The organism is Bacillus altitudinis, assembly GCF_001191605.1.
Lineage (GTDB): Bacteria > Bacillota > Bacilli > Bacillales > Bacillaceae > Bacillus > Bacillus altitudinis.
Map to the genome: position 1 here is coordinate 2,075,817 of NZ_CP009108.1, position 21,833 is coordinate 2,097,649.

At 38.3% G+C, this 21,833-nt stretch carries 23 protein-coding genes and 1 other annotated feature; of the genes, 15 read left to right on the forward strand and 8 right to left on the reverse strand.

Annotated elements, in window-relative coordinates; genetic code table 11:
* Nucleotides 1-6: 6 nt before the first annotated feature.
* Both trpS and ID12_RS18940 read right to left on the reverse strand, forming a co-directional pair.
* Nucleotides 7-1,002, reverse strand: coding sequence for a tryptophan--tRNA ligase (gene trpS, locus ID12_RS10390; protein WP_008348488.1), 996 nt, complete (start codon nucleotides 1,000-1,002; stop codon nucleotides 7-9).
* Between the two features lie 53 nt (nucleotides 1,003-1,055).
* Nucleotides 1,056-1,274 (reverse strand) — a binding site (T-box leader).
* A gap of 44 nt (nucleotides 1,275-1,318) precedes the next feature.
* Nucleotides 1,319-1,582, reverse strand: a complete 264-nt coding sequence (locus ID12_RS18940; RefSeq protein WP_234717143.1) for a DUF3899 domain-containing protein — start codon at nucleotides 1,580-1,582, stop codon at nucleotides 1,319-1,321.
* Between the two features lie 449 nt (nucleotides 1,583-2,031).
* Between ID12_RS18940 and ID12_RS10395 the strand changes: the two genes are divergently transcribed.
* The 8 genes from ID12_RS10395 to spxA all read left to right on the forward strand — a co-directional run bounded on the left by ID12_RS10395 (nucleotide 2,032) and on the right by spxA (nucleotide 9,454).
* Nucleotides 2,032-3,690, forward strand: a complete 1,659-nt coding sequence (locus ID12_RS10395; protein ID WP_050827153.1) for a peptide ABC transporter substrate-binding protein — start codon at nucleotides 2,032-2,034, stop codon at nucleotides 3,688-3,690.
* Nucleotides 3,691-3,799: 109 nt separating this feature from the next.
* Nucleotides 3,800-4,729 carry an oligopeptide ABC transporter permease gene (opp3b, locus tag ID12_RS10400; protein WP_035392438.1) on the forward strand — a complete coding sequence of 310 codons (930 nt, stop codon included), beginning with the start codon at nucleotides 3,800-3,802 and terminating at the stop codon, nucleotides 4,727-4,729.
* A complete protein-coding gene (opp3C, locus tag ID12_RS10405; protein ID WP_035392435.1) occupies nucleotides 4,729-5,757 on the forward strand; it encodes an oligopeptide ABC transporter permease in 1,029 nt (342 codons plus the stop codon). The genes opp3b and opp3C overlap by 1 nt, the downstream gene beginning before the upstream one ends.
* An 18-nt stretch (nucleotides 5,758-5,775) precedes the next feature.
* Entirely contained in the window at nucleotides 5,776-6,837 is a 1,062-nt protein-coding gene (locus ID12_RS10410) for an ABC transporter ATP-binding protein (RefSeq protein WP_035392433.1), read from the forward strand.
* Nucleotides 6,806-7,756 carry an ABC transporter ATP-binding protein gene (locus ID12_RS10415; RefSeq protein WP_370648313.1) on the forward strand — a complete coding sequence of 317 codons (951 nt, stop codon included), beginning with the start codon at nucleotides 6,806-6,808 and terminating at the stop codon, nucleotides 7,754-7,756. The genes ID12_RS10410 and ID12_RS10415 overlap by 32 nt, the downstream gene beginning before the upstream one ends.
* Before the next feature lie 105 nt (nucleotides 7,757-7,861).
* Entirely contained in the window at nucleotides 7,862-8,149 is a 288-nt protein-coding gene (locus ID12_RS10420; protein WP_050827154.1) for a hypothetical protein, read from the forward strand.
* A 137-nt stretch (nucleotides 8,150-8,286) separates the two neighbouring features.
* A complete protein-coding gene (locus ID12_RS10425; protein WP_007499012.1) occupies nucleotides 8,287-8,865 on the forward strand; it encodes a GNAT family N-acetyltransferase in 579 nt (192 codons plus the stop codon).
* 193 nt (nucleotides 8,866-9,058) lie between these two features.
* The gene (gene spxA, locus ID12_RS10430) at nucleotides 9,059-9,454 is read left to right on the forward strand and encodes a transcriptional regulator SpxA (protein ID WP_003211421.1); all 396 of its coding nucleotides are present in this window, start codon (nucleotides 9,059-9,061) and stop codon (nucleotides 9,452-9,454) included.
* A gap of 40 nt (nucleotides 9,455-9,494) precedes the next feature.
* Here the strand turns inward: spxA and ID12_RS10435 are convergent, their stop codons facing one another.
* Nucleotides 9,495-10,160 carry a TerC family protein gene (locus ID12_RS10435; RefSeq protein WP_007499010.1) on the reverse strand — a complete coding sequence of 222 codons (666 nt, stop codon included), beginning with the start codon at nucleotides 10,158-10,160 and terminating at the stop codon, nucleotides 9,495-9,497.
* A gap of 264 nt (nucleotides 10,161-10,424) precedes the next feature.
* On the opposite strand from ID12_RS10435, the gene mecA reads away from it, so the two are divergent.
* From mecA to pepF, 4 genes are all read left to right on the forward strand, one after another.
* Nucleotides 10,425-11,090, forward strand: a complete 666-nt coding sequence (gene mecA / locus ID12_RS10440; RefSeq protein ID WP_008348474.1) for an adaptor protein MecA — start codon at nucleotides 10,425-10,427, stop codon at nucleotides 11,088-11,090.
* Between the two features lie 85 nt (nucleotides 11,091-11,175).
* Complete coding sequence (cls, locus tag ID12_RS10445; protein ID WP_008348473.1) at nucleotides 11,176-12,696, forward strand: cardiolipin synthase; 1,521 nt, start codon at nucleotides 11,176-11,178, stop codon at nucleotides 12,694-12,696.
* 162 nt (nucleotides 12,697-12,858) lie between these two features.
* The gene (locus ID12_RS10450) at nucleotides 12,859-14,019 is read left to right on the forward strand and encodes a competence protein CoiA (protein WP_050827155.1); all 1,161 of its coding nucleotides are present in this window, start codon (nucleotides 12,859-12,861) and stop codon (nucleotides 14,017-14,019) included.
* 214 nt (nucleotides 14,020-14,233) lie between these two features.
* On the forward strand, nucleotides 14,234-16,060 hold the full coding sequence (gene pepF, locus ID12_RS10455) for an oligoendopeptidase F (protein ID WP_282900478.1): 1,827 nt from the start codon (nucleotides 14,234-14,236) through the stop codon (nucleotides 16,058-16,060).
* Between the two features lie 231 nt (nucleotides 16,061-16,291).
* Here the strand turns inward: pepF and ID12_RS19255 are convergent, their stop codons facing one another.
* The 5 genes from ID12_RS19255 to ID12_RS10475 all read right to left on the reverse strand — a co-directional run bounded on the left by ID12_RS19255 (nucleotide 16,292) and on the right by ID12_RS10475 (nucleotide 19,711).
* The gene (locus tag ID12_RS19255; protein ID WP_008348466.1) at nucleotides 16,292-16,465 is read right to left on the reverse strand and encodes a hypothetical protein; all 174 of its coding nucleotides are present in this window, start codon (nucleotides 16,463-16,465) and stop codon (nucleotides 16,292-16,294) included.
* 296 nt (nucleotides 16,466-16,761) lie between these two features.
* Nucleotides 16,762-17,673 carry a ClpXP adapter SpxH family protein gene (locus ID12_RS10460; protein WP_007499002.1) on the reverse strand — a complete coding sequence of 304 codons (912 nt, stop codon included), beginning with the start codon at nucleotides 17,671-17,673 and terminating at the stop codon, nucleotides 16,762-16,764.
* Nucleotides 17,670-18,068, reverse strand: a complete 399-nt coding sequence (locus ID12_RS10465; protein WP_007499001.1) for a globin domain-containing protein — start codon at nucleotides 18,066-18,068, stop codon at nucleotides 17,670-17,672. Before ID12_RS10465 ends, ID12_RS10460 begins: the two co-directional genes overlap by 4 nt.
* A gap of 277 nt (nucleotides 18,069-18,345) precedes the next feature.
* Nucleotides 18,346-19,110, reverse strand: coding sequence for a lytic transglycosylase domain-containing protein (locus ID12_RS10470; RefSeq protein ID WP_050827157.1), 765 nt, complete (start codon nucleotides 19,108-19,110; stop codon nucleotides 18,346-18,348).
* A gap of 25 nt (nucleotides 19,111-19,135) precedes the next feature.
* A complete protein-coding gene (locus ID12_RS10475; protein ID WP_050827158.1) occupies nucleotides 19,136-19,711 on the reverse strand; it encodes a CYTH domain-containing protein in 576 nt (191 codons plus the stop codon).
* Between the two features lie 217 nt (nucleotides 19,712-19,928).
* On the opposite strand from ID12_RS10475, the gene ID12_RS10480 reads away from it, so the two are divergent.
* The 3 genes from ID12_RS10480 to ID12_RS10490 all read left to right on the forward strand — a co-directional run bounded on the left by ID12_RS10480 (nucleotide 19,929) and on the right by ID12_RS10490 (nucleotide 21,823).
* Nucleotides 19,929-20,294 (forward strand): UPF0738 family protein, encoded by a 366-nt coding sequence (locus tag ID12_RS10480; RefSeq protein ID WP_008348459.1) that lies wholly within the window; start codon nucleotides 19,929-19,931, stop codon nucleotides 20,292-20,294.
* A 33-nt stretch (nucleotides 20,295-20,327) separates the two neighbouring features.
* Nucleotides 20,328-20,957, forward strand: a complete 630-nt coding sequence (gene yjbM / locus ID12_RS10485) for a GTP diphosphokinase (protein WP_008348457.1) — start codon at nucleotides 20,328-20,330, stop codon at nucleotides 20,955-20,957.
* Nucleotides 20,958-21,022: 65 nt separating this feature from the next.
* Complete coding sequence (locus ID12_RS10490) at nucleotides 21,023-21,823, forward strand: NAD kinase (RefSeq protein WP_008355343.1); 801 nt, start codon at nucleotides 21,023-21,025, stop codon at nucleotides 21,821-21,823.
* The last annotated feature ends 10 nt before the right edge of the window (nucleotides 21,824-21,833 follow it).

The window sequence follows — 21,833 nt, forward strand, 5'->3', positions numbered from 1 at the left end:
CTTGTTTTATTTGCGTTTCCGGCCAAGACCCATTGCATTCTCCATTTTTTTCAGCATTTTGTTTGCTGCACGGTTTGCCTTTTCAGCACCCTCATCTAAAATGCGGTCAAGCTCATCTGACTCAATGAGTTCATAATAGCGATCTTGAATTGGTTTTAACGCATCCACGACCACGTTCGCAAGATCTCCCTTAAATTCACCATAACCTTTACCTTCGTATTTTTGTTCAAGCTCTGCAATCGATACGTTCCCTAATACAGAATAAATCGTCAGCAAGTTGGCAATTCCAGGTTTGTTTTCTTTGTCATATTTGACGATCCCTTCTGAATCAGTCACAGCACTTTTGATTTTCTTTTCAAGCTGTTTTGGCTCATCTAATAAGGTAATGAAAGATTTTTGGTTCGGATCAGATTTGCTCATCTTTTTCGTTGGGTCTGTTAAAGACATAATCCGAGCGCCTTCTTTTGGAATTTTGACTTCAGGTACAGTAAAGATGTCGTTATACTTTCGGTTAAAGCGTTCAGCAAGCGTTCTCGTTAATTCAAGATGCTGCTTTTGATCTTCTCCTACAGGAACTAAGTCCGTACCGTATAACAAAATATCGCCAGCCATTAGTGGCGGATACGTTAATAGTCCTGAAACGACTGCTTCCTTACCAGCGGATTTGTCCTTAAATTGAGTCATTCTTTCTAATTCCCCAATATAAGCGACACATTGCAGCATCCATCCTGCCTGGGCGTGGGCAGGTACCTCTGATTGGATAAACAATGTTGCCTTCTCAGGATCAAGTCCCACTGCCAAATAAAGAGCGGCTAAGCTTCTAATATTTTGTCGAAGGGCTAAACGATCCTGACTCACCGTAATGGCATGCTGATCGACCACACAAAAGTAGCCGTTGTAATCATGCTGAAGATCGACAAATTGCTTCATCGCTCCAATGTAGTTCCCCAATGTCACAGAACCGCTAGGCTGAATGCCTGAGAAAATCGTCTTTTTTGTCATACTAAAACCTCTTTTCTTCAATATAAAAAGGCCCACCCATCACTTTTCAACAGAAAAGGGACGAATGAACCGTGGTACCACCCTTGTTATTTCAATACGAAATCACTCAAGACGTTGATATCGGAGACTGCTCCGTCTAAGCCTACTGACTCTGTCAAGTGTTCGGTTAGCTGCTCCAAAGCCCATTCCATACATGCCATTATCTGCTTGCACCAACCGCAGACTCTCTGTAAATGGTGAATATATGTACTCTTCTTTTTCATCGCAAAAATGTAATTTCATTCATTATAAATAAGCAAAAATCAAAAGTCAAAACTTACATATAATAAATCAAGAGCAATATTAACATTTCAATGAGTAAACTCAAACCTAATGTTCTTAAGGTTGAAAAGTTACTTTGAAAAGATGATGATAAATGTTTGTTTAAACTGTCATCAACATGGTCCTTTTGCTTATTTAAAGAATCAAAAACCTTTCGGAAGCTGTAAGATATTTGATCAAAAAATCCACTTTTTAAAGTGATGAACGATAACCACACTAGCAAAGTGCCAGAAGATAAATAAAATGTGATGTTAATCATGCTTAAGAAAGATATGTGCCCATAAAAGAGGAAGCTTAAAATGAAAACAAGGCCATTAGAACTAAGTAAAAGAATAAAAAATCTAATAACAATCACTCCTGCGCATTAAAACTTTACTGTACTAAAATAGCAATAAAAACGTTTAATTCAAGACTTTCACTATATAAGAAAAACGAAACAAGGAAAGAAGCTGTTGTTTTAATCAATTTCTTGATATCAGTTTACAATGAATCATGAAGATTGCCAATTGTATAGACAGGATTACTTCTGATTAGGTATTTGAGATCACGAAATCTCAGAAAAATAACCAAATTATTTCAATTTTTTAATAAAAATATTAAAAAACAGTGGAAATATGAAAATTTTCTTAAAAAAATGAATGCACAATTACTTATTTGCTAGTATAATAGTTCCTGTAGTTCATTTATGAAGGGGAGGTCAACAACTAGATGAAAAAGTCTAAATTTTCACTGCTTTTAGTTTTTTTATTGGTGCTGACTATTTTTGTATCTGCATGTTCAGGTAAACAAAGTAGCGACAAGGGCACTGCATCCAAAGATTCAAAACAAGAGGCTACAATTTTAGAATCACAGGAAATGCCTGCAATGGATACAATCCAAGCGAGTGATACAATCAGTTTTACGACTATGAATAACGTGTTTGAAGGTTTGTATCGTTTCAACGATAAAGAAGAATTAGTGCCTGGTATGGCTGATGGGGAACCAGTTGCTAACAAAGATAAAACAGTTTACAACATCAAAATTAAAGATGCAAAATGGTCTAATGGTGACCCAGTTAAAGCTCAAGACTTCGTATATGCATGGCAACGTGCTTTAGATCCAGAACAAAAGTCTGAGTATGGCCCATATATGATGGTTGGTAAAATTAAGAATGCTGATAAAGTTTACAACAAAAAAGCAAAGCCTGAGGAACTAGGAATTAAAGCTGTAAGCGATAAAGAACTGCAAATTACACTTGAAAAACCAATTCCTTACTTCCAATCTCTGCTTTCATTCCCAACATTCTATCCAGTGAATGAAAAATTCGTTAAAGAACAAGGTGACAAATATGCGAAGACTGCAAAGAACCTTGTATACAACGGACCATATGAACTTTCTTCTTGGGATGGACCACAAGCAACTACTTGGGAATACAAAAAGAATGAAGAATATTGGGACAAAAAGAACGTCTCTATGACAAAACTTACTTTTAAAGTATCTAAAGATCCACAAGCAGCTGTTAACGCATTTGAAGCGGGAGAAGCTGATATTACACCTAAATTATCAACACCTGCCATCATCTCTCAATACGAAGGTGATAAGCGGATGAAAAGATTACTAGAACCTACTGTGTTCTGGTTGAAAATGAACCAAGGAAATAAATCTTTAAAGAATGAAAACGTTCGTCGTGCAATTGCAACGGCAATTGATAAAGAAGCGTTTGTAAATGATGTATTGCAGAATGGTTCAGTTGCTGCATACTATCAAATTCCAAAAGATTTCGTACATGATGAAAGCGGAAAAGACTTCCGTGATGGAATGCCTAAATACTTAGAAACTAATAAAGATGAAGCGAAAAAGCTTTTTGAAAAAGGGTTGAAAGAATTAGGAACGTCTAAAGTAACGCTTAATTACTTAGGTGATGATTCTGAGACAGCTAAAACAATCGGTGCTTTCATTAAAGATCAGCTCGAGAAAACTTTACCTGGCTTAGATATCAATATTCAAAGTGTTCCTTTCGCTACTCGTATTGATCGTGATAAGAAAGAGGATTACGATCTTCAGATGGCTGGATGGGGTCCAGATTACCTTGATCCGATCACGTTCTCTGACTTGTTCATCACAGGTGGCGGAAACAACCACATGGGTTACTCAGATAAAAAATATGATCAGTTGTTAAAAGATGCATCTGGCAAATTAGCTGCTAAACCTGAAGAACGCTGGAAAGCTTTACAAGAAGCTGAAAAAGTATTATTACAAGATGACGCAGCACTTTCACCAATTTATCAGAGAGCAACTAACTATCTGATTAATAACAAAGTAAAAGGATTTGTCATTCACAAAGTTGGACCTGAATTCAGCTACAAATGGATGAAAATTGAAGGATAATTAACAATCTTATAGAAAAGAGAGTGTATTCTCTGAATATACTCTCTTTTTCACTGAGAGAAATATGTCGAAATATACAGAAAAGTCAGTTTTATCAGGAGGTGCAAGTATGCTGAAATACTTAATCAGACGGGTTGCCTACATGGTTGTTACCCTCTTCATCATTGTTTCAATCACTTTTTTCTTAATGAAACTTATTCCGGGTTCTCCTTTTGTTAATGCGCAAAAGTTATCAGAAGCTCAACAAGCTGTACTTAATGCAAAATATGGACTAGATCAGCCAATTCCTGTTCAATATTTTCATTACATGATTAATACATTCACTGGGGATTTAGGTGTTTCATTCCAATTCAACAATACCTCCGTAACAGAACTTCTTTCATATCGAGTAGGACCATCTGCTGTCCTAGGCCTTCAAGCGATTATTTTAGGAACGATTGTTGGTATCTTTTTGGGAGTAGTTGGAGCTTTAAGACAGAACACATGGGTGGATTACTCTGCTACTTTCTTGGCAGTTATCGGTAAATCAATTCCGAGTTTTGTATTCGCTGGATTACTTCAGTACTATATTGCGGTGAAATTGGGGTTATTACCAACTCAATTTTGGAATGGGTTTGAATATACAATTTTACCTACTATAGCGTTAGCAATGTTCCCTATCTCCATTTGTGCTCGTTTTATGAGAACAGAAATGGTTGAAGTACTTGAGACAGATTACATTTTACTTGCAAAAGCAAAAGGAGCAGGCTATTTTGAGATCGCATTTAAACATGCAATGAGAAATGCTTTAATACCTGTTGTCACAGTACTTGGTCCATTGACTGTTAGTTTAATGACGGGATCACTAGTAATAGAAAAAATCTTCTCAATTCCTGGAATTGGTGAGCAGTTTGTTAAAGCCATTACAGTAAACGACTACCCAGTTATCATGGGTACAACTATCTTATTTGCCGTTCTTTTTGTAGTGGTTGTATTTATTGTCGATATTCTATATGGAATTATCGATCCTAGAATTCGTGTAGCGGGAGGTAACAAATAATGAAACAGCAAGAAGAAAATATTGATAAAAGTCTGTTTGAACCCGCTGGTGTTGATACATTATCTGCTGAAAAAATTGAAAAACCAAGTCTAAATTATTGGCAAGACGCATGGCTTAGAATTAAAAAGAATAAAGCCGCTGTTGTTAGTATGGTGATTTTATTTTTAATTGTATTCATGGCGCTCGTCGGACCATTAATTAGTGGCAAAGACTTTAGTACTCAAACAACGTCTGAAGCGAACTTACCGCCGCGAATCCAAGGGTTAGAGCATGTTAGTTTCTTACCTTTTACTGGTGAAAGAACACTAAAAAATGGTGATGTGGTCAATCCATATGAACAAAAAGGGATTGAACATTACTACTGGTTCGGTACCGATAATCTTGGGAGAGATCTATTTACACGTGTGTGGAAAGGAACTCAAATCTCACTGCTTATTGCTGTTGTTGCAGCTGTGATCGATTTAATTATTGGTGTTGCCTACGGCGCTATTTCTGGTTATTTCGGTGGGAAAATTGATAATGCGATGCAGCGGATTTTGGAAGTTCTAATGGGGATTCCAAACTTAATCGTTGTCATATTAATGATTCTCGTCTTAAAACCAGGGATTATTCCAATTATTATTGCACTAAGTATTACCGGGTGGATCAGTATGGCTAGGGTCGTGCGTGCTCAAGTCATGAAGCTGAAAGAACAGGAATATGTACTAGCCGCTAGAACTTTGGGATTAAGTAACTTTAAAATTATCTTTAAGCACATGTTGCCAAACTTAACAGGTGTGATGATTATTAATACAATGTTCACTATTCCTAGTGCGATCTTTTTTGAAGCTTTCTTAAGTTTTATTGGATTAGGTCTGCAAGAGCCGCAAGCTTCACTAGGGACATTAATTGAAGATGGGTTTAAATCAATGATCGCTTTCCCATATCAGATGGTTTATCCAGCAATTATCATTAGTGTTATCATGATCGTCTTTAACCTTGTTGCCGACGGTGTGAGAGATGCACTTGATCCAAAAATGAAAGATTAGTACGGGGCGGTGATGTTGATGAATAAACAAGAAACGATTTTAAAAGTAAATGACTTAAATATTTCATTCCACACATTTGCTGGCGAAGTTAAGGCAATTCGAGGTGTGAATTTTGAATTGAAAAAAGGTGAGACGCTTGCCATTGTTGGAGAATCAGGCTCTGGTAAATCGGTAACTTCTAAATCAATCATGGGTCTGCTTCCTAAATCTAACTCCGAAGTGAAAAAAGGAGAGATTTTGTTTCAAGGTAAAAACCTAACAAAACTTTCTGACAAACAGATGCAGAAAATAAGAGGGAAAGATATCGCCATGGTCTTTCAAGATCCAATGACATCTTTGAATCCGACTATGACAATTGGCAAGCAAATTATAGAACCCATCTTAAAACATCAAAATGCAAGTAAAGAAGAAGCTAAAAAAAGAGCACTTGAGCTTTTGAGTCTTGTAGGTATTCCGAAACCGGAACAGAGGTTCAAGCAATACCCTCATCAATTTTCTGGTGGGATGCGACAAAGGGTTGTCGTTGCAATAGCTCTTGCTTGTAATCCGAAAATTTTAATTGCAGATGAGCCAACTACTGCTTTAGATGTAACCATTCAAGCCCAAATCTTAGAACTGATGAAAGATCTTCAAAAGAAAATTGAAACATCTATCATCTTTATCACACATGATTTAGGGGTCGTTGCGAATGTAGCAGATCGTGTAGCGGTTATGTATGGTGGTCAAATTGTTGAAATTGGCACCGTAGATGAGATCTTCTATAACCCAAAACATCCATATACTTGGGGATTACTGAGCTCTATGCCAAGTCTTGATGCAAAAGAGGAGAAATTGTTTGCAATTCCAGGCACGCCGCCTGATTTGCTGAATCCTCCAAAAGGAGACCCGTTTGCGGCTAGAAATCAATTTGCAATGAAAATTGATTTTGAACAGCAGCCGCCTTTATATCAAGTATCAGAAACTCATTTTGCAGCTACATGGCTTTTACATCCTAACGCACCAAAAGTAGAACCTCCTGAATCAATTAAGCAAAGAATGCGACAATTTAATGCGCAAAAAGGGGGGGATCACATTGAGTGAAAAAGATGTTATTTTACAAGTGAAAAATCTTAAGCAATATTTTAATGTGGGTAAACCTAATGAAGTAAAAGCTGTTGATGATGTCAGCTTTGACATTTATAGAGGTGAAACATTGGGTCTTGTAGGTGAATCTGGTTGCGGGAAATCCACTACTGGGAGAACCATCATTCGTCTATATAATGCAACAGGTGGCGAAGTTATTTTTAACGGGCAGAATGTGCATGATAAAAAATCAACAACAGATCTTAAACAATTTAACCGAAAAATGCAAATGATCTTTCAGGACCCATATGCCTCCCTCAATCCAAGAATGAAAGTTGTGGATATTATTGCAGAGGGTATCGATATTCATGGTCTTGCAAAATCAGCACAAGCACGTAAAGACCGTGTGTATCAATTGCTTGAAACGGTTGGTTTGAATAAAGAGCATGCGAATAGATACCCGCATGAATTTTCGGGCGGTCAAAGGCAGCGTATTGGGATTGCTCGTGCGTTAGCTGTTGAGCCGGATTTCATCATTGCCGATGAGCCAATCTCTGCACTAGATGTGTCGATCCAAGCGCAGGTCGTCAACTTAATGAAAGAACTGCAAGAAGAAAAGGGCTTAACGTATTTATTCATTGCCCATGACCTTTCCATGGTGAAATATATCAGCGATCGTATCGGTGTGATGTATTTTGGGAAATTGGTTGAGCTGGCACCAGCGAATGAATTATATGAAAACCCGCTTCATCCATATACAAAATCATTACTATCTGCGATTCCACTTCCAGATCCTGATTATGAGCGTAACCGCAAACGGATTAAATACGATCCATCTGTTCATAAAGGAACAAATACGGAATTTCGTGAAGTGAAGCCAGGTCACTTTGTCAGCTGTACTGAGGAAGAATTCAAAGAGATCAAAGCAAAACAATAAGAACAGAGAAGAAGCACTGCGATATCAGTGCTTCTTTTTTTATTTTACAAAAAAACAAGTTGATGGTAATTTTTATATAAAATGAGTAAACCAGGAGGAAATCAAATGTTGTTATGGAAGACGTTTCGCTATTCATGTCTTCACTTTTTTATCGTCACGATGCTTTTTTCATTATCTTTTTTAACGGAACCAAATGGAGGAAAGTGGATGATCGCATTTTTAGTGCTCATTTGCATCATTTCGTTTTCAGTTGAATTTGCTCTGTATCGGCGCACGAATAAACAGAAGGAAGAAGTCCGGCGTATGAAGTACCTTTATTTCATCATGTTTCAGATTGCCATGACACTTCTTTTGTTTGCTTGCTTTCAAATGCTCATGAATCGTTCGATATAAAACTTTTTTGCTTTCTCTTGAAAAAAAGTGAAACCACCAATGGCATTGCTGCGTCTTACTAGTACAGGCGTTTAAATAGCAGGAAATCGGGAATAGATAAGGAAGTGGTTCTTAACTACATCATAAGGAGCGGATCCATGAATTGGTATGAAAAGCTCAGTGAATACTTCCCGATAGAAGAAATGAAGTCAAAAGAGCATATGGAAGCTTTATTAAAGGAAAGAAGTGATATTTATCATAAAGAAGAAGGGCCTCATCATGTGATGATGTACGCTGAATTTGATTCTTTCATCTTTATTGATTATTTATTTGTTTCCAAGGATGCAAGAGGTGAAGGCCTCGGCTCAAAGCTCATTCATAAGCTGAAGGAAAAAAGAAAACCGATCTTGCTTGAGGTCGAGCCTGTAGATGAAGATGATGCAGATACTGCAAAACGCCTAAAGTTTTATCAGAGAGAGCACTTCAAGCATGCTGAATCAATTGGTTATAAACGCAGGTCACTTGCAACGAATGAAGTGAACCGCATGGAAATTCTTTATTGGTCGCCTCGTACAGATAATGAGGAAGAAATGATGGAGGCCATGAGAAAGACGTACGAAGGAATCCATACGTATAAAGACGAAGAATGGTATGGACAATCGTATGAGGATGTTGATGATGTGCTGAAGCTCGTTGAAAATAGAAAACAAAAAAATATTTTCGATCATCTCGACTAAATGAGAATGTTCAGACTTCAAACATCTGCACAAAAAGAATGAAATTGTCTAGTTTTTGTCACAAAAATTGCAAGAAAATCTGTTCACACTTACTTTTTTATAGTATAATCACTATAAAGATTACTTATTTAGAACAATTTTAATTTAAGAATACAGATCAATATTCATTCTACAAATTGAGGAGTGAAGATTTATGGTAACATTATACACATCACCAAGCTGTACATCATGTAGAAAAGCAAGAGCGTGGTTAGAAGAGCACAATATTCCATATCAAGAGAGAAATATCTTTTCTGAGCCTCTTTCAATCGATGAAATCAAAGAGATTCTTCGTATGACGGAAGATGGTACAGATGAAATTATCTCAACACGTTCTAAAGTATTCCAAAAACTAAATGTAAATGTTGAGACAATGCCGCTTCAACAATTGTATAAACTAATCAATGAGCATCCTGGTCTTCTAAGACGTCCAATTATTTTGGATGAAAAAAGACTGCAAGTTGGGTACAACGAAGATGAAATTAGACGTTTCCTTCCTAGAACGGTTCGTACATTCCAACTTCGAGAAGCTCAGCGACTTGCTAACTAATAGACAACACGAAAAGCTGCCGATCATTTGGCAGCTTTTTTTATTTATTTTCAGCCGTTTGTTCGTAAAAGAGACTGGCTAAAATAACGGTTGCGACGGTTAAAAAAGGAAGCAACAATTCAAGTGTTGTATGCTGCGCCATAAATTCATTCAGTTTTACATCACGGACAATCATTTCTCCGCCAGTAAAAGCTAAAAGTGCACTCCCTCCGTATAAAAGAATCGGAAACTTGGTTAGTGCTGCATGAATCAGCTTACTCCCCCAGATAATAATCGGGACTGAAATCATTAAGCCAAAGGCAGTGAGCACCATGTTCCCTTTAGCTGCCCCTGCAACAGCGATCACATTATCAAGTGACATAAAAAGATCTGCAATCACGATGGTCTGAACAGCACGCCAAAGGGAGCCGCTGCTTTTAATCCGAATGGATTCTTTCTTTTGTTCGATTAACAAATTGTATCCGATATAAAGGAGAAAGAGACCGCCGATAAATTGCAAATAGGGGATGGTCAATAAATAAACGGCAGCACCAGTCATGGTGATTCTCATCAGCACTGCCAAAAGTGTGCCGATCCATATGGCTTTGTTTCGTTTTTCATTTGATAAGCTTCGACTGGCCATTGCAATGATTAATGCATTATCTCCGCCTAATATGAGGTCTATGCCAATAATCATCAGTAAGGATACGATCCACTCTGTTTCCATCCAGTTCACCTCATTTCACTAAAATAGCTCGTACAACCAATATATGAAGACAATTCAAATATATGTTTCTGCAAGTTTTCTCTGCAAAAAATGCGTTTTTATTTCTTTTATTCATGTTTTATCATAAAATAGACAGTACACAGCAATACCTCATTTCTTTAAATGGTTAACATGTAGACGGAACGGGTAAAGTGTAGTAAAGTACTATTAATTGGGAGCTTGTATGTCCCTTCAACATCTTATATAGAAGGGAAGGTTGGCAAAATGGAAATCGAGAGAATAAATGAACATACAGTCAAATTTTATATTTCCTACGGTGATATTGAAGATCGCGGTTTTGACCGTGAAGAGATTTGGTATAATCGTGAGCGCAGTGAAGAGCTGTTCTGGGAAGTGATGGACGAAGTGCACGAAGAAGAAGAATTTGCAGTAGAGGGACCACTTTGGATTCAAGTACAGGCACTTGATAAAGGTCTTGAAATTGTCGTGACAAAAGCCCAACTTTCTAAAGATGGACAAAAGCTCGAATTGCCGATTCCAGAAGATAAAAAAGATCAAACAGATGAAGAAAGTTTAGATGCTCTGCTTGATGATTTTCATAAAGAAGAGCAAGATCAAGAAGATCATAATGAGAAGGACAAAAAACTTCAACTTCAGTTCGTTTTGAAAATGGATGATTTTGAAGATTTGATTGCACTTTCTCAATTAAATATGCAGGATTTTACGACAAGTTTATATTCGTTTGAAAACCGTTATTATCTATATGTTGACTTCCACGAGGATTTGTCAGATGAGCAGGTGGAGAATAAGCTTAGTATTCTGCTTGAATATGCTCATGAATCAGTGGTCAGCATCTACAGACTGCAAGAATACGGTCAGCTGATTGTCAAAGAGAATGCGCTTGAAACGATTCAACAGCACTTCTCGTAACAACCAAAAGTCGATTTCTATAGAGGAATCGACTTTTTTATCTGAATGAAAAAGTAAATAAAGTGATCGGCAAGGAGAAAATGAAATGAGAAATGTAGTCAAAGTTCTATTTTTTCTTATCATTACGATAGGTGCTTATTTGATTATCCAAATTTTTGCCGGTGATCTAGCGGTAAGTGTATTAAGTTCCGTCAGTGTTCTATTCACTTTATCGATTATCTTCATCGGGTTTGTCATTTTCTTAGAAAACAGAAACCCCTCTCAAACGATTACGTGGCTTGTGCTGCTTGGGAGCTTTCCGCTTTTCGGGTTTTTGTTTTATATTTTCTTTGGACGCAATATTAAAAAGCGCAGACTTTTTGAAAAGAAAGCGGTACTAGACGAACAGCTTGTCCAGGAAGATGAACGTATCCACAGAGAGGCGATTGAAAAAATGACTCATATGGGTGACCATCAGCAGCTCTTATTTAAACTGGCCCACAGACTTGGACATACCCCTATTACGTATCGCACATCCTCTAAAGTTCTGACCAATGGAGAAGAAACGTTCTCTCATATTTTTGAAGAGATCAAAAAAGCAACACATCACATTCACCTAGAATATTATATTCTCCGTCATGATGATCTGGGACAAGAATTAAAGGACATTTTAATCGAGAAAGCAAAAAGTGGTGTGATTGTCCGCTTTTTATATGATGATGTAGGCAGCCTAAAACTTTCCCGTCAATATATTGCTGACTTAGAAAAGGCTGGCGTGCAGATCGTTCCGTTTTTACCAGTGAGACTGCCCTTATTAAATAATAAAATCAATTTCCGAAATCACCGGAAAATCGTGGTGATTGATGGAGAAGTAGGATTTGTCGGCGGACTTAACATTGGGGACGAATATATGGGGAGAAGCAGACAATATGGATTTTGGCGTGATACGCACCTGATGATTAAAGGTGAGGCCGTTCGTGATTTGCAGCAGATTTTTATGCAGGATTGGTATTACATGACCAATGAAAGGTGCTCGGGTGTGGATTATTTTAAAGATTTCAGCCATATGGAGAGTAGAGCAGAAGGCGTACAAATGATTGCGGGTGGTCCTGATAAACAGTGGGAAGTCATTAAAAATCTCTTTTTCTCCATGATTATCTCAGCCAAAAAATCAATTTGGATTGCTTCACCTTATTTTGTACCTGATGATGATATTTTGTCCGCACTGAAAATTGCTGCTTTGAGCGGAGTCGATGTACGAATCATTGCACCGAAAAATCCAGATAAACGCATTGTATTTCATGCGTCCCGTTCATACTTCCCCGAACTTTTAGAAGCAGGTGCGAAGGTATACGAATATGATCAAGGCTTTATGCATAGTAAGTTTATCATTGTGGATAGTGAGCTAGCATCAATTGGTACAGCAAATATGGATATGAGAAGTTTTCATCTGAACTTTGAAGTGAATGCTTTCCTCTATAAAACAAAAAGTACAGAGAAGCTGGTCAACGACTTCTTAGGTGATTTAGAGCAGTCGCATGAAATTGTTCCAGAAGAATTTGCGAAGAGACCTTTGAGGGTGAGGCTGTTTGAATCAACAGCAAGATTATTATCACCTCTTTTATAAAAATTGTATTTTCCCCCTTTTCTAAAAGGGGGATTTTTTATTTTAATAAGGGAAAGTAGGTTAAAATCGCGTTTTGATACGATAAAAGTTCATTTTCGATATTCGCTTCCTGATGAGAGAAAAAGCTATAATACGGTCATCAAAGAGCAAGGGGTGAAATATATGAATGCAGCGATCATGGAGAATGGCAAGCTGATTCGCATCACACAACATCTGACTAAAAGGCGGCTAGAGCATGTAAGAGCTACATGCAAATTTTACTGTCCTGAATGTAGGCAGGAGGTTCTATTAAAGCTAGGTGAGCATCGTGTCCATCATTTTGCACATAAACAGCTCTCGGCATGTCCATTAGCGTCCACCGGTGAAACAGCTTATCATCAGGCAGGGAAGATTGCTCTTAATGATTGGCTCACGCAGCTTGGATATGAGCCGTTACTAGAGAAATATGTTTCAAACATTCAGCAGCGCCCTGATGTGACCGTCGGTATAGAAAATAAAAGCTATGCCATTGAATTTCAATGCGCAAATATTTCGTGGAAAGAGCTGCATAAACGAACGGAAGGTCTCCGTGCTGCGGGGCTCTATCCTATATGGATCATAGGGGCGAATCGTTTAAAACGAATGGCTGGCCAGCTCTTTTCATTCTCCTCCATTCATTGGGGAATTTTAAGGCAGTCAAAGAATAGGAGACTCATTTTTTATTGTCCGATCCAAAATAGATTTATCCACCTGGATCAACTTCTCGTGTTTCAGCCAACGAAAATATGTGCTTCAATGACCGTTAGACCGCCTTCAGCTTATCGCCAACTACCAGCACTCTTATCTGTTTCCTCGAGCAATCATCAATTGTATAAAGAGTGGCTCAAGTGTATTCGGCAATTTAGGGAGCGGCCACCCCGCATTTTAGCAAATGAAAGCAAGCGTTTAAGAACCATTTTTTATGAGCATCATCAAACAGCATGGCCATTTCTACCGACAGAATTATTTATCCCCCTGACAGAAGCATATATCTTTTCAAGCCCTGTTTATGTGTGGCAAGGATGTCTTTATGATTGGATGGTTCGAACGGGAAAAGAACAAGTGACCATTCATCTTCTTTTAAAAGAAATTGAGCGATGTGTCCAGAATAAAGAAGTGAAGCTCCGATATACCAATGTCACAATAGAAGAAATCAAAGAGGTGATCATTTCATATGTACGGGCGCTTGTGAAACTAGGGTTTTTATACATGACGAAAGAGGGTAATTATCAAGTAACGTCGAATCAAAAGCCTATACGAACAGCAGATGAAGCGATAAAACGAGATGCTTTCTTATTTCATTAGCATGTTTCATGCCCACTTTGATCATGATAAGAAAAAGGTGGTGCTGCTATTGAATAGAAAGAAACGCTTTTTTCTCATTTTTTTAGTTTGTTTGGTATTTATTTCTGCATATGATTTGACAAACATAGTTCAAAACAAAGAAGATAAATACAACACCAATTTCTTTCACTTTCCGAAAGGTTGGTTCAACACAACTCATGCAAGGGGGATTCATATGACTTCACAAAATAACAACAATCATTTACCAGACAGAAGCGAAGTAAAAGAAGAAAACAAATGGCGCCTTGAAGATATTTTTGAAAGTGTCGATTCTTGGAATAAGGAATTCGAAGCTGTAAAAAAAGAAATTCCGAAGCTCGCCCAATTTAAAGGCAAGCTGGCCCATTCTGCTGATGTCTTGTATGAAGCCCTAACATTTCAGGATCAACTTTCTGAAAAGCTTGGCAAGCTTTATACATATGCGCATATGAAATATGATGAAGATACAACAAATTCATCATTTCAGGCTTTAAATGATAAAGCATCCAATTTATTTACACAGCTGTCTAGTACATCTGCCTATATTGTTCCGGAGATTTTATCTATTCAAGAAGATAAGCTGCAGCAATTTATTTTGGAAAAAGAAGAATTAAAACTTTATTCTCACGCTCTCGAAGAAATTAACAAAGAGCGTCCGCATATTTTAAGTGAGGAGCAAGAAGCTTTATTAGCTGAAGCCTCTGAACCTTTATCAACATCATCCACTACGTTTAGTATGTTTAATAATGCAGATATTTCGTTCCCTTCTGTTAAGGATGAAAATGGAGAAGAAAAGAAAATTACTCATGGCAACTTCATTACTTTTTTAAACAGTGATGATCGTGAAGTGAGAAAGAATGCTTTTAAAGCCGTTTATAAAACGTATGATCAATATAAGAATACTTTGGCGTCTACACTCAGCGGCTCGATTAAAAAGGATAATTTTTATGCGAAAGTACGTCAATACAAATCGGCAAGAGAAGCAGCGCTATCACGCAACAGTATTCCTGAAGAAGTGTATGACAATCTAATTGATACAGTTCATCAATATTTACCCTTATTACACCGCTACATTGAATTGCGTAAAAAGGTATTAAAGCTTGATGAAGTGCACAATTATGACTTGTATACACCATTAGTAAAAGATGCTGGCATGAAGCTGACCTATGACGAAGCAAAGGATTATATGCTGAAAGGGTTAGCGCCATTAGGAGAAGAATATGTTTCGGTATTAAAAGAGGGACTCGAAAATCGCTGGGTAGATGTTTATGAGAATAAAGGGAAACGAAGCGGCGCGTATTCTTCTGGAAGCTATGGTACGAATCCTTATATCTTAATGAACTGGCAAAATAATATTGATAATTTATTTACGCTGGCTCATGAATTTGGTCACTCTGTTCATAGCTACTATACAAGAAAGCATCAGCCATATCCGTACGGAAACTACAGCATTTTTGTAGCGGAAGTAGCTTCTACAACAAATGAAGCATTACTAGGCGAATACTTACTCAATCATTTAGAGGACAAAAAGCAGCGCTTGTATGTGCTCAATCACTTGTTAGAAGGATTTAGAGGGACGGTATTCAGACAAACGATGTTTGCAGAGTTCGAGCACCTGATTCATGTGAAAGCGCAAGAAGGGGAGGCATTAACGCCAGAGTTTATGACGAACCTGTATTACGACCTGAATAAGAAGTATTTTGGCGACGGTATGGTTGTGGATAAGGAAATCGGATTAGAATGGACGCGAATTCCGCATTTCTATTACAACTATTATGTGTATCAATATGCGACAGGCTATAGTGCGGCTCAGGCATTAAGTAAACAAATTTTAGAAGAAGGGAAACCTGCAGTGGAGCGCTATACAGACTTCCTTAAAGCAGGAAGCTCTGACTATCCAATCAACGTGCTGAAAAAAGCTGGTGTAGATATGGCATCAAAAGAACCAATTGAGGCAGCATGTCAATTGTTTGAAGAAAAATTAAAGGAAATGGAAGAGCTCATCTCAAAGACTAGTGAGTAACGAGAAGACTTCTGTCAGATGTGTGAGTGCAAACTCACCTTTTGGCAGGAGTTTTTTCTTGAAATAAAAAAGACCAGATTGTTGACAAAGGGCTAAAATGAACTTGATTTTAGCCCTTTGACTTCTTTTTAGCGTGATAGAAAACCTTTGCACGCAGGACTGACACCGAATGCGAGGGTTTGCCTACACGCTAGACCTCGTCTATATGAACGAGGTTTGTACATTCAATGATTACGCTTTAAAACCTTTGAAGGTTTTTCGGTGATTCATTCGATAGAGTGTAAAGAGAATGGAAGCGAATAGGAGTGGAGATGTCAGGTATAGAGGCAGCATCTTCATTAAGCCTAATATATTTAAACAGAAACATAAGCCAATGGCAACAAGTCCAATGGTTGTGCTGCGCATGCAGATCCCCCCATTTTTTTGTTACTTTCACTATATGAAAGTGACAGTCCTCTTATGTTTTGTGACAAAAATATGAACATATAGTATATCGGTTGTCATAAGTCGACAAAATTTGATATACTACAGATGTGAAATTAATCACATACAAACATTACCCCTTTGTTTGACCGTGAAAAATTTCTCCCATCCCCTTTGTTGTCGTTAAGACATAGTGAAACCGCGCTTATCCCGGCGCGGTTTCTTCGTACTTATAAATAGAACAAGTGTTCTTTTGGGGGTGAAGAAAAAAACATGGGTCAGCACCCATGTTCATTCTCACAGCGGTAGACATCAAGATCTGAATGATTGTCTCCTTCTGTATAACGCCAAAACATTTCTTGATGTACTTGTACACGTTCTACCTTTTTAGCGAATGCGAGCTTTTTCATCTCGCGTTCAACTTCTTCAAGTGTCAGGTCATATACAACGGCAATTTCTTTTGCTGATGCAAATTGAAAGTAAGCGATAAACCATTCAATTGGCGGTCGTTCTGAAGGTGTTGGTTTTTCGCCAATCATTTCAAAGAGAATTTCCTCGTAAATATCATAAGAATATGCACCTGAAATCTTTAATCCTTCTTCACCATTGATCGTATTAAAAAAGGCGAAAGTGGGAAGCTCAGACACATCCATTTCAGCTGCGATTTTCATATCACATTGGAGCGCTTTGACAGCACTTTGAGAATGGATATCTCGCTGGAACTCTTCAATGTCCAGTCCAGCCGTTTTTGCATTTTCTAGCAAGACTTGTTCACTGGTGACGTCCTGCTGATGGCAAAAAAGCGATTCTTGAATGAGTCGTAAAAATTTCATTCCGCATTTTCTGCCCTGAAGTTCAGCTGCTTTTAATGCAAGAGAGGCGAGATAAGGTGATGTCACAATTTGTTCAGACAGCATTTGTTCTTTTTTGGTCTGAGTTTTCGTGGCAAATTTCCCCCACGCTTCGGTTAGTAAATGTTTTTTTCGTTTCCGGTTCAAAGCATTAATACTAGAACTTGTAACCGTTCGTAAAGTGAAGAAACGGCCATATTTCATTTTCAACTTTTTAATTGATGGCTCTAATAACCAGCAGTCCGGGCTGAGAGGATCAATGAATACATAGATTTCAATCGGCTTTTGAGGATGTCCGTGACAATGTGAGAAATATTGCTCATGCGGATTGCAGCTCAAGATCGTCCGTCCTTTTCAGGTATTTGGTTGACCATGTGACGAGCCGTCAAAGACAGCCGCTCAAATAAAAAGTCACGAATATCGCCGGTTAGTCCTACTTGATCCATTGCATCCTCCATACATTCAAGCCATGCGTCCGCCCGCTCCTCAGTAATCGGAAAAGGGAGATGTCTCGCCCGTAGCATTGGGTGACCATGCTCCTCAGTATAAAGCGGCGGTCCGCCTAAATATTGAGTTAAGAACTGTTTTTGTTTTCTTGCTGTTTCTTTTAAGTCATCCGGGAAAATAGGATGAAGCAAAGGATGACACTTTACATTTTCATAAAAAGTATCAACAAGTTGCGATAGAAGTTCCTCTCCAACCGCTTCGTAAGGTGCGTTAAACGATTGTACCATGTTGACTACTCCTTTAACTCGTAGCTAATAGGATGGCTCACCCTATTGCGAATTTCATGTATTTCAAAAGTGATATTCAGTTTGTTCTATTTTATTGTTTCTATTCTTGTATACTTATTTTAACAACCTCTACTCAATTCCACAAACAAACCGCTTTGGTCCTTTGGGAATAGTGAGGGAGACAGGTTCCGTGTTCAATTGACCATATCATAACACATTCAGTCAAAAAAGGGTGAAAAGCGACATACAAAAAACCGAAGAGGTTATTCTCTTCGGTTTAGGCGAAATATTGAGCTGTGATTTTCTTTACATAATTTTGTGTTTCTTTAAATGGAGGAATGCCTCCGTACTTATCTACATTCCCTGAGCCTGCGTTATAAGCGGCTAAGGCGAGTGAGACATTTCCATTATATTTTTGAAGCATTTGTTTTAAATACTTCGTTCCGCCTTCAATGTTTTGGGCTGCATCAAAGGCATTGTTCACGCCAAGTGATTTAGCAGTAGACGGCATTAGCTGCATCAGTCCAAGTGCACCTGCATGGCTGACAGCATTCGTGCGATAACCGGATTCTTGCTTGATCACTGCATGGATCAGTTTTTCTGGAACTCCGTGTTTTTGAGCCATTTGTGAGACGATTTGATTAATCTCTTTTGATGAAGGGCCTGAAACAGCTTTTTGAAGGGGCGGTGTGTAGCTGTTATTTAAGACGTTTCCAATACCATTTGCGGTATTCAATTGGCTGTCATTTGCATAAAGAGACTGAGATTGAAGCTGTTCACTGCCCGCTATCGCAGATAAATATGGATTCATGCGTGCATATTGCGTGTTCGGAGACGTTGATGGGTCCGATCCCATGAAAGCAGAAATGGAAAGCGGGAGACGAGATAATTCTGATCCGCCTAAAAAATCTTGCAACAGCGACTGGAATGAAGTCTCAGCGCTTGATTCTTGTCCAGCTGTGAGTTGTGTTTGTCCATTATCAGATTGTAACGTTTTGAGTGCTTGAAGCTGTATAAAGGATTGAAGTTGATTGACGTTCATCATGTTCCTCCTTCAAGGAATTCATCTATTCTTTTGTTTTCATTTTTTCTTCATAAAAACGTACGACTTTGTTTTTCGTGTGTCTTGGTGGGATCTGAAATTGCTGAAGCAATGCTGTGAAAGCAGCTTGTCCAATGTCTAAATCACTCACTTCAAATTCAAGTTCATAGTCCTCTACTGTTAAATATCGGCTGTGATCCAAAACAATTAAGCCTTCTTTGATCATTTTTTCTGCTCTTGACGTTTCCAGTGAACCAAAATACACGATTTGATCCTTTTGAATGTGAAGGTGTACTAACCTGTCTGCCACTTCACCTTCTGGCAGTTGGAAATGTTCAAGACTAGCGGGAGGATCGATCGTTTGGTGGGTTTCCAAAAGGCCGATCTCATGCGGTTCCTTTAATGTGAGGACCCACTGCCCACCTTTTTCTCTCATTCGTAATGCAGCGAATTTGGATTTTATATCAAATTGAGGTGTATCAAAATAATAGTTGGTTTGAGTGAGGAAGTCCTCGTCCTTTAATTGAAAATATTCTTTTAGCTGTTCAAATTCTTCTTTCATTAATAATTGTTTTAGTTCTATCTCAATTTCCTGTGCCATTTTGACATCAACCTTTCATTTAGAGGAAATATGATTATTGTACATGAAAAGCTTCTTTTTTTCTTATTTATTCCTTAAAAAGAGACGTATATAGATGCTAAATGAGGCAAAATGAACAACGAAATGGAGAAATCAAATTTTCTCAAAAAGTTCGGTTTATCAATATTGAACTTGATATGATAAAATAAAGCTGTACTTTGTTGTAAAGGAGATCATGATGCAAAACAGAATTGAAATCACAGAAGCAACTTTAAAAGAAGACAGGCTGATCTTGACGGTCCAGTCAGATGAGCAAATTCAAAAAGCAAAAGCATCAGGACAAATGCTTGTTGATTCTGATCACTTTGCGTTCGTTTACATACTTGAGACTGAGGAGTCTTTTACGTATCTTATTTTAGGAGAACATACATGGGCTCCATTAAAAGAAGCAATGAATCGTGAAATCCCTGTCTATTTGGCGGCGGAAGAGCAAACGCTAGAACTCATTCAACTTCATCAGGAATTAAACTATTTAATCGACAATATTAAAGACAATGCCAATTACGGAGATATGGAAGAGAAAGTGAAGAGCACATTCCTCTGAAATAATTAGGTATTTGGAATTGGGGGAAGTTTCATGGACAAAAAACAATGGGATCAATTCCTCGCACCATATAAGCAAGCAGTCGAAGAATTAAAAGTGAAACTAAAAGGCATTCGAAAACTGTATGAATTTGAGGATGACCATTCACCAGTAGAATTTGTCACTGGCCGAGTGAAACCCGTTGCCAGCATATTGGAAAAGGCAAAGCGTAAAAACATCCCGATGCATGAGATTGAAACGATGCAGGATATTGCAGGGCTTCGCATTATGTGCCAATTTGTAGAAGATATACAAGTCGTCAAGAAAATGCTTCAGTCACGAAAAGATTTCGTGGTTGTAGATAAACGCGACTATATTGCAGAACATAAAGAAAGCGGATACCGCTCGTACCACCTTGTTGTGTTATATCCGCTGCAAACGATCAATGGAGAGAAGCAGCTCCTCGTCGAAATCCAAATCCGTACATTAGCCATGAACTTTTGGGCGACCATCGAGCATTCTCTGAATTATAAATATAGCGGGAATATCCCGGAGAAGGTCAAGCAGCGCCTTCAAAGAGCTTCTGAGGCAGCATCTCTTCTTGATGATGAGATGTCTGAAATCAGAGGGGAAATTCAAGAGGCACAAGTGGCATTTTCCCGGAAAAAGAAAAACGATAGCTGAGCCTAAGCTTGATCAAATATGATGCTGCTTTCTCGTCGCAGCAAGGTGGAAAAGGAGAAGAATTCATGAAATTTGCAGTTTCTTCGAAAGGGAATTCTGTATCTGACACACTCAAAAATAAAATACAGACCTACTTATTGGATTTTGGAATGGAATTAAATGAAGAGGAACCCGATCTCGTCATTACAGTTGGCGGAGACGGAACCCTTTTATACGCTTTTCACCGGTATAGCAACCGTCTGAACGAAACCGCTTTTGTCGGCGTACATACAGGCCATCTTGGTTTTTATGCGGACTGGGTACCGAGTGAAATAGAAAAGCTTGTGTTAGCCATTGCCAAAACGCCTTATCATATTGTGGAATATCCGATTCTTGAAGTCATCGTCAGGTACAACGATGGCGGCCGGGAAGAAAAATATTTAGCAATGAATGAATGTACGATTAAAAGTATGGAAGGTACACTTGTGGCAGATGTTGAGATTAGGGGTCAGCTTTTTGAAACATTCAGAGGAGATGGTCTTTGTTTGTCTACACCATCTGGCAGTACAGCCTATAATAAGGCACTTGGCGGGGCTATTATTCACCCATCCATTAGGGCGATCCAGCTGGCAGAAATGGCTTCAATCAACAACAGAGTGTTTAGAACGGTCGGTTCGCCGCTCATTTTGCCGGACCACCATACGTGTGTGATCAAACCGATTAATGATGTGGATTTTCAGGTGACGATAGATCATTTGTCGCTGCTGCATAAAGATGTGAAATCCATTCAATGCCGAGTGGCAGACGAGAATGTCCGGTTTGCCCGATTTAGACCATTTCCATTTTGGAAAAGGGTGCAAGATTCCTTTATCGGCAAAGGAGAATAAGAAAGAGGTT

What these genes read in the sequence shown, in the direction of transcription:
- opp3b (WP_035392438.1), top strand. Translation starts at nt 3,800, where the DNA reads ATGCTGAAATACTTAATCAGACGGGTTGCCTACATGGTTGTTACCCTC.
- ID12_RS10395 (WP_050827153.1), top strand. Translation starts at nt 2,032, where the DNA reads ATGAAAAAGTCTAAATTTTCACTGCTTTTAGTTTTTTTATTGGTGCTG.
- ID12_RS10480 (WP_008348459.1), top strand. Translation starts at nt 19,929, where the DNA reads ATGCAAAACAGAATTGAAATCACAGAAGCAACTTTAAAAGAAGACAGG.
- ID12_RS10435 (WP_007499010.1), bottom strand. Translation starts at nt 10,160, where the DNA reads ATGGAAACAGAGTGGATCGTATCCTTACTGATGATTATTGGCATAGAC.
- ID12_RS18940 (WP_234717143.1), bottom strand. Translation starts at nt 1,582, where the DNA reads ATGATTAACATCACATTTTATTTATCTTCTGGCACTTTGCTAGTGTGG.
- mecA (WP_008348474.1), top strand. Translation starts at nt 10,425, where the DNA reads ATGGAAATCGAGAGAATAAATGAACATACAGTCAAATTTTATATTTCC.
- spxA (WP_003211421.1), top strand. Translation starts at nt 9,059, where the DNA reads ATGGTAACATTATACACATCACCAAGCTGTACATCATGTAGAAAAGCA.
- ID12_RS10420 (WP_050827154.1), top strand. Translation starts at nt 7,862, where the DNA reads ATGTTGTTATGGAAGACGTTTCGCTATTCATGTCTTCACTTTTTTATC.
- ID12_RS10425 (WP_007499012.1), top strand. Translation starts at nt 8,287, where the DNA reads ATGAATTGGTATGAAAAGCTCAGTGAATACTTCCCGATAGAAGAAATG.
- ID12_RS10470 (WP_050827157.1), bottom strand. Translation starts at nt 19,110, where the DNA reads ATGAACGTCAATCAACTTCAATCCTTTATACAGCTTCAAGCACTCAAA.
- opp3C (WP_035392435.1), top strand. Translation starts at nt 4,729, where the DNA reads ATGAAACAGCAAGAAGAAAATATTGATAAAAGTCTGTTTGAACCCGCT.
- ID12_RS10490 (WP_008355343.1), top strand. Translation starts at nt 21,023, where the DNA reads ATGAAATTTGCAGTTTCTTCGAAAGGGAATTCTGTATCTGACACACTC.
- ID12_RS10415 (WP_370648313.1), top strand. Translation starts at nt 6,806, where the DNA reads ATGCGCAAAAAGGGGGGGATCACATTGAGTGAAAAAGATGTTATTTTA.
- trpS (WP_008348488.1), bottom strand. Translation starts at nt 1,002, where the DNA reads ATGACAAAAAAGACGATTTTCTCAGGCATTCAGCCTAGCGGTTCTGTG.
- yjbM (WP_008348457.1), top strand. Translation starts at nt 20,328, where the DNA reads ATGGACAAAAAACAATGGGATCAATTCCTCGCACCATATAAGCAAGCA.
- ID12_RS10475 (WP_050827158.1), bottom strand. Translation starts at nt 19,711, where the DNA reads ATGGCACAGGAAATTGAGATAGAACTAAAACAATTATTAATGAAAGAA.
- ID12_RS10450 (WP_050827155.1), top strand. Translation starts at nt 12,859, where the DNA reads ATGAATGCAGCGATCATGGAGAATGGCAAGCTGATTCGCATCACACAA.
- cls (WP_008348473.1), top strand. Translation starts at nt 11,176, where the DNA reads ATGAGAAATGTAGTCAAAGTTCTATTTTTTCTTATCATTACGATAGGT.
- ID12_RS10410 (WP_035392433.1), top strand. Translation starts at nt 5,776, where the DNA reads ATGAATAAACAAGAAACGATTTTAAAAGTAAATGACTTAAATATTTCA.
- ID12_RS10465 (WP_007499001.1), bottom strand. Translation starts at nt 18,068, where the DNA reads ATGGTACAATCGTTTAACGCACCTTACGAAGCGGTTGGAGAGGAACTT.
- ID12_RS19255 (WP_008348466.1), bottom strand. Translation starts at nt 16,465, where the DNA reads ATGCGCAGCACAACCATTGGACTTGTTGCCATTGGCTTATGTTTCTGT.
- pepF (WP_282900478.1), top strand. Translation starts at nt 14,234, where the DNA reads ATGACTTCACAAAATAACAACAATCATTTACCAGACAGAAGCGAAGTA.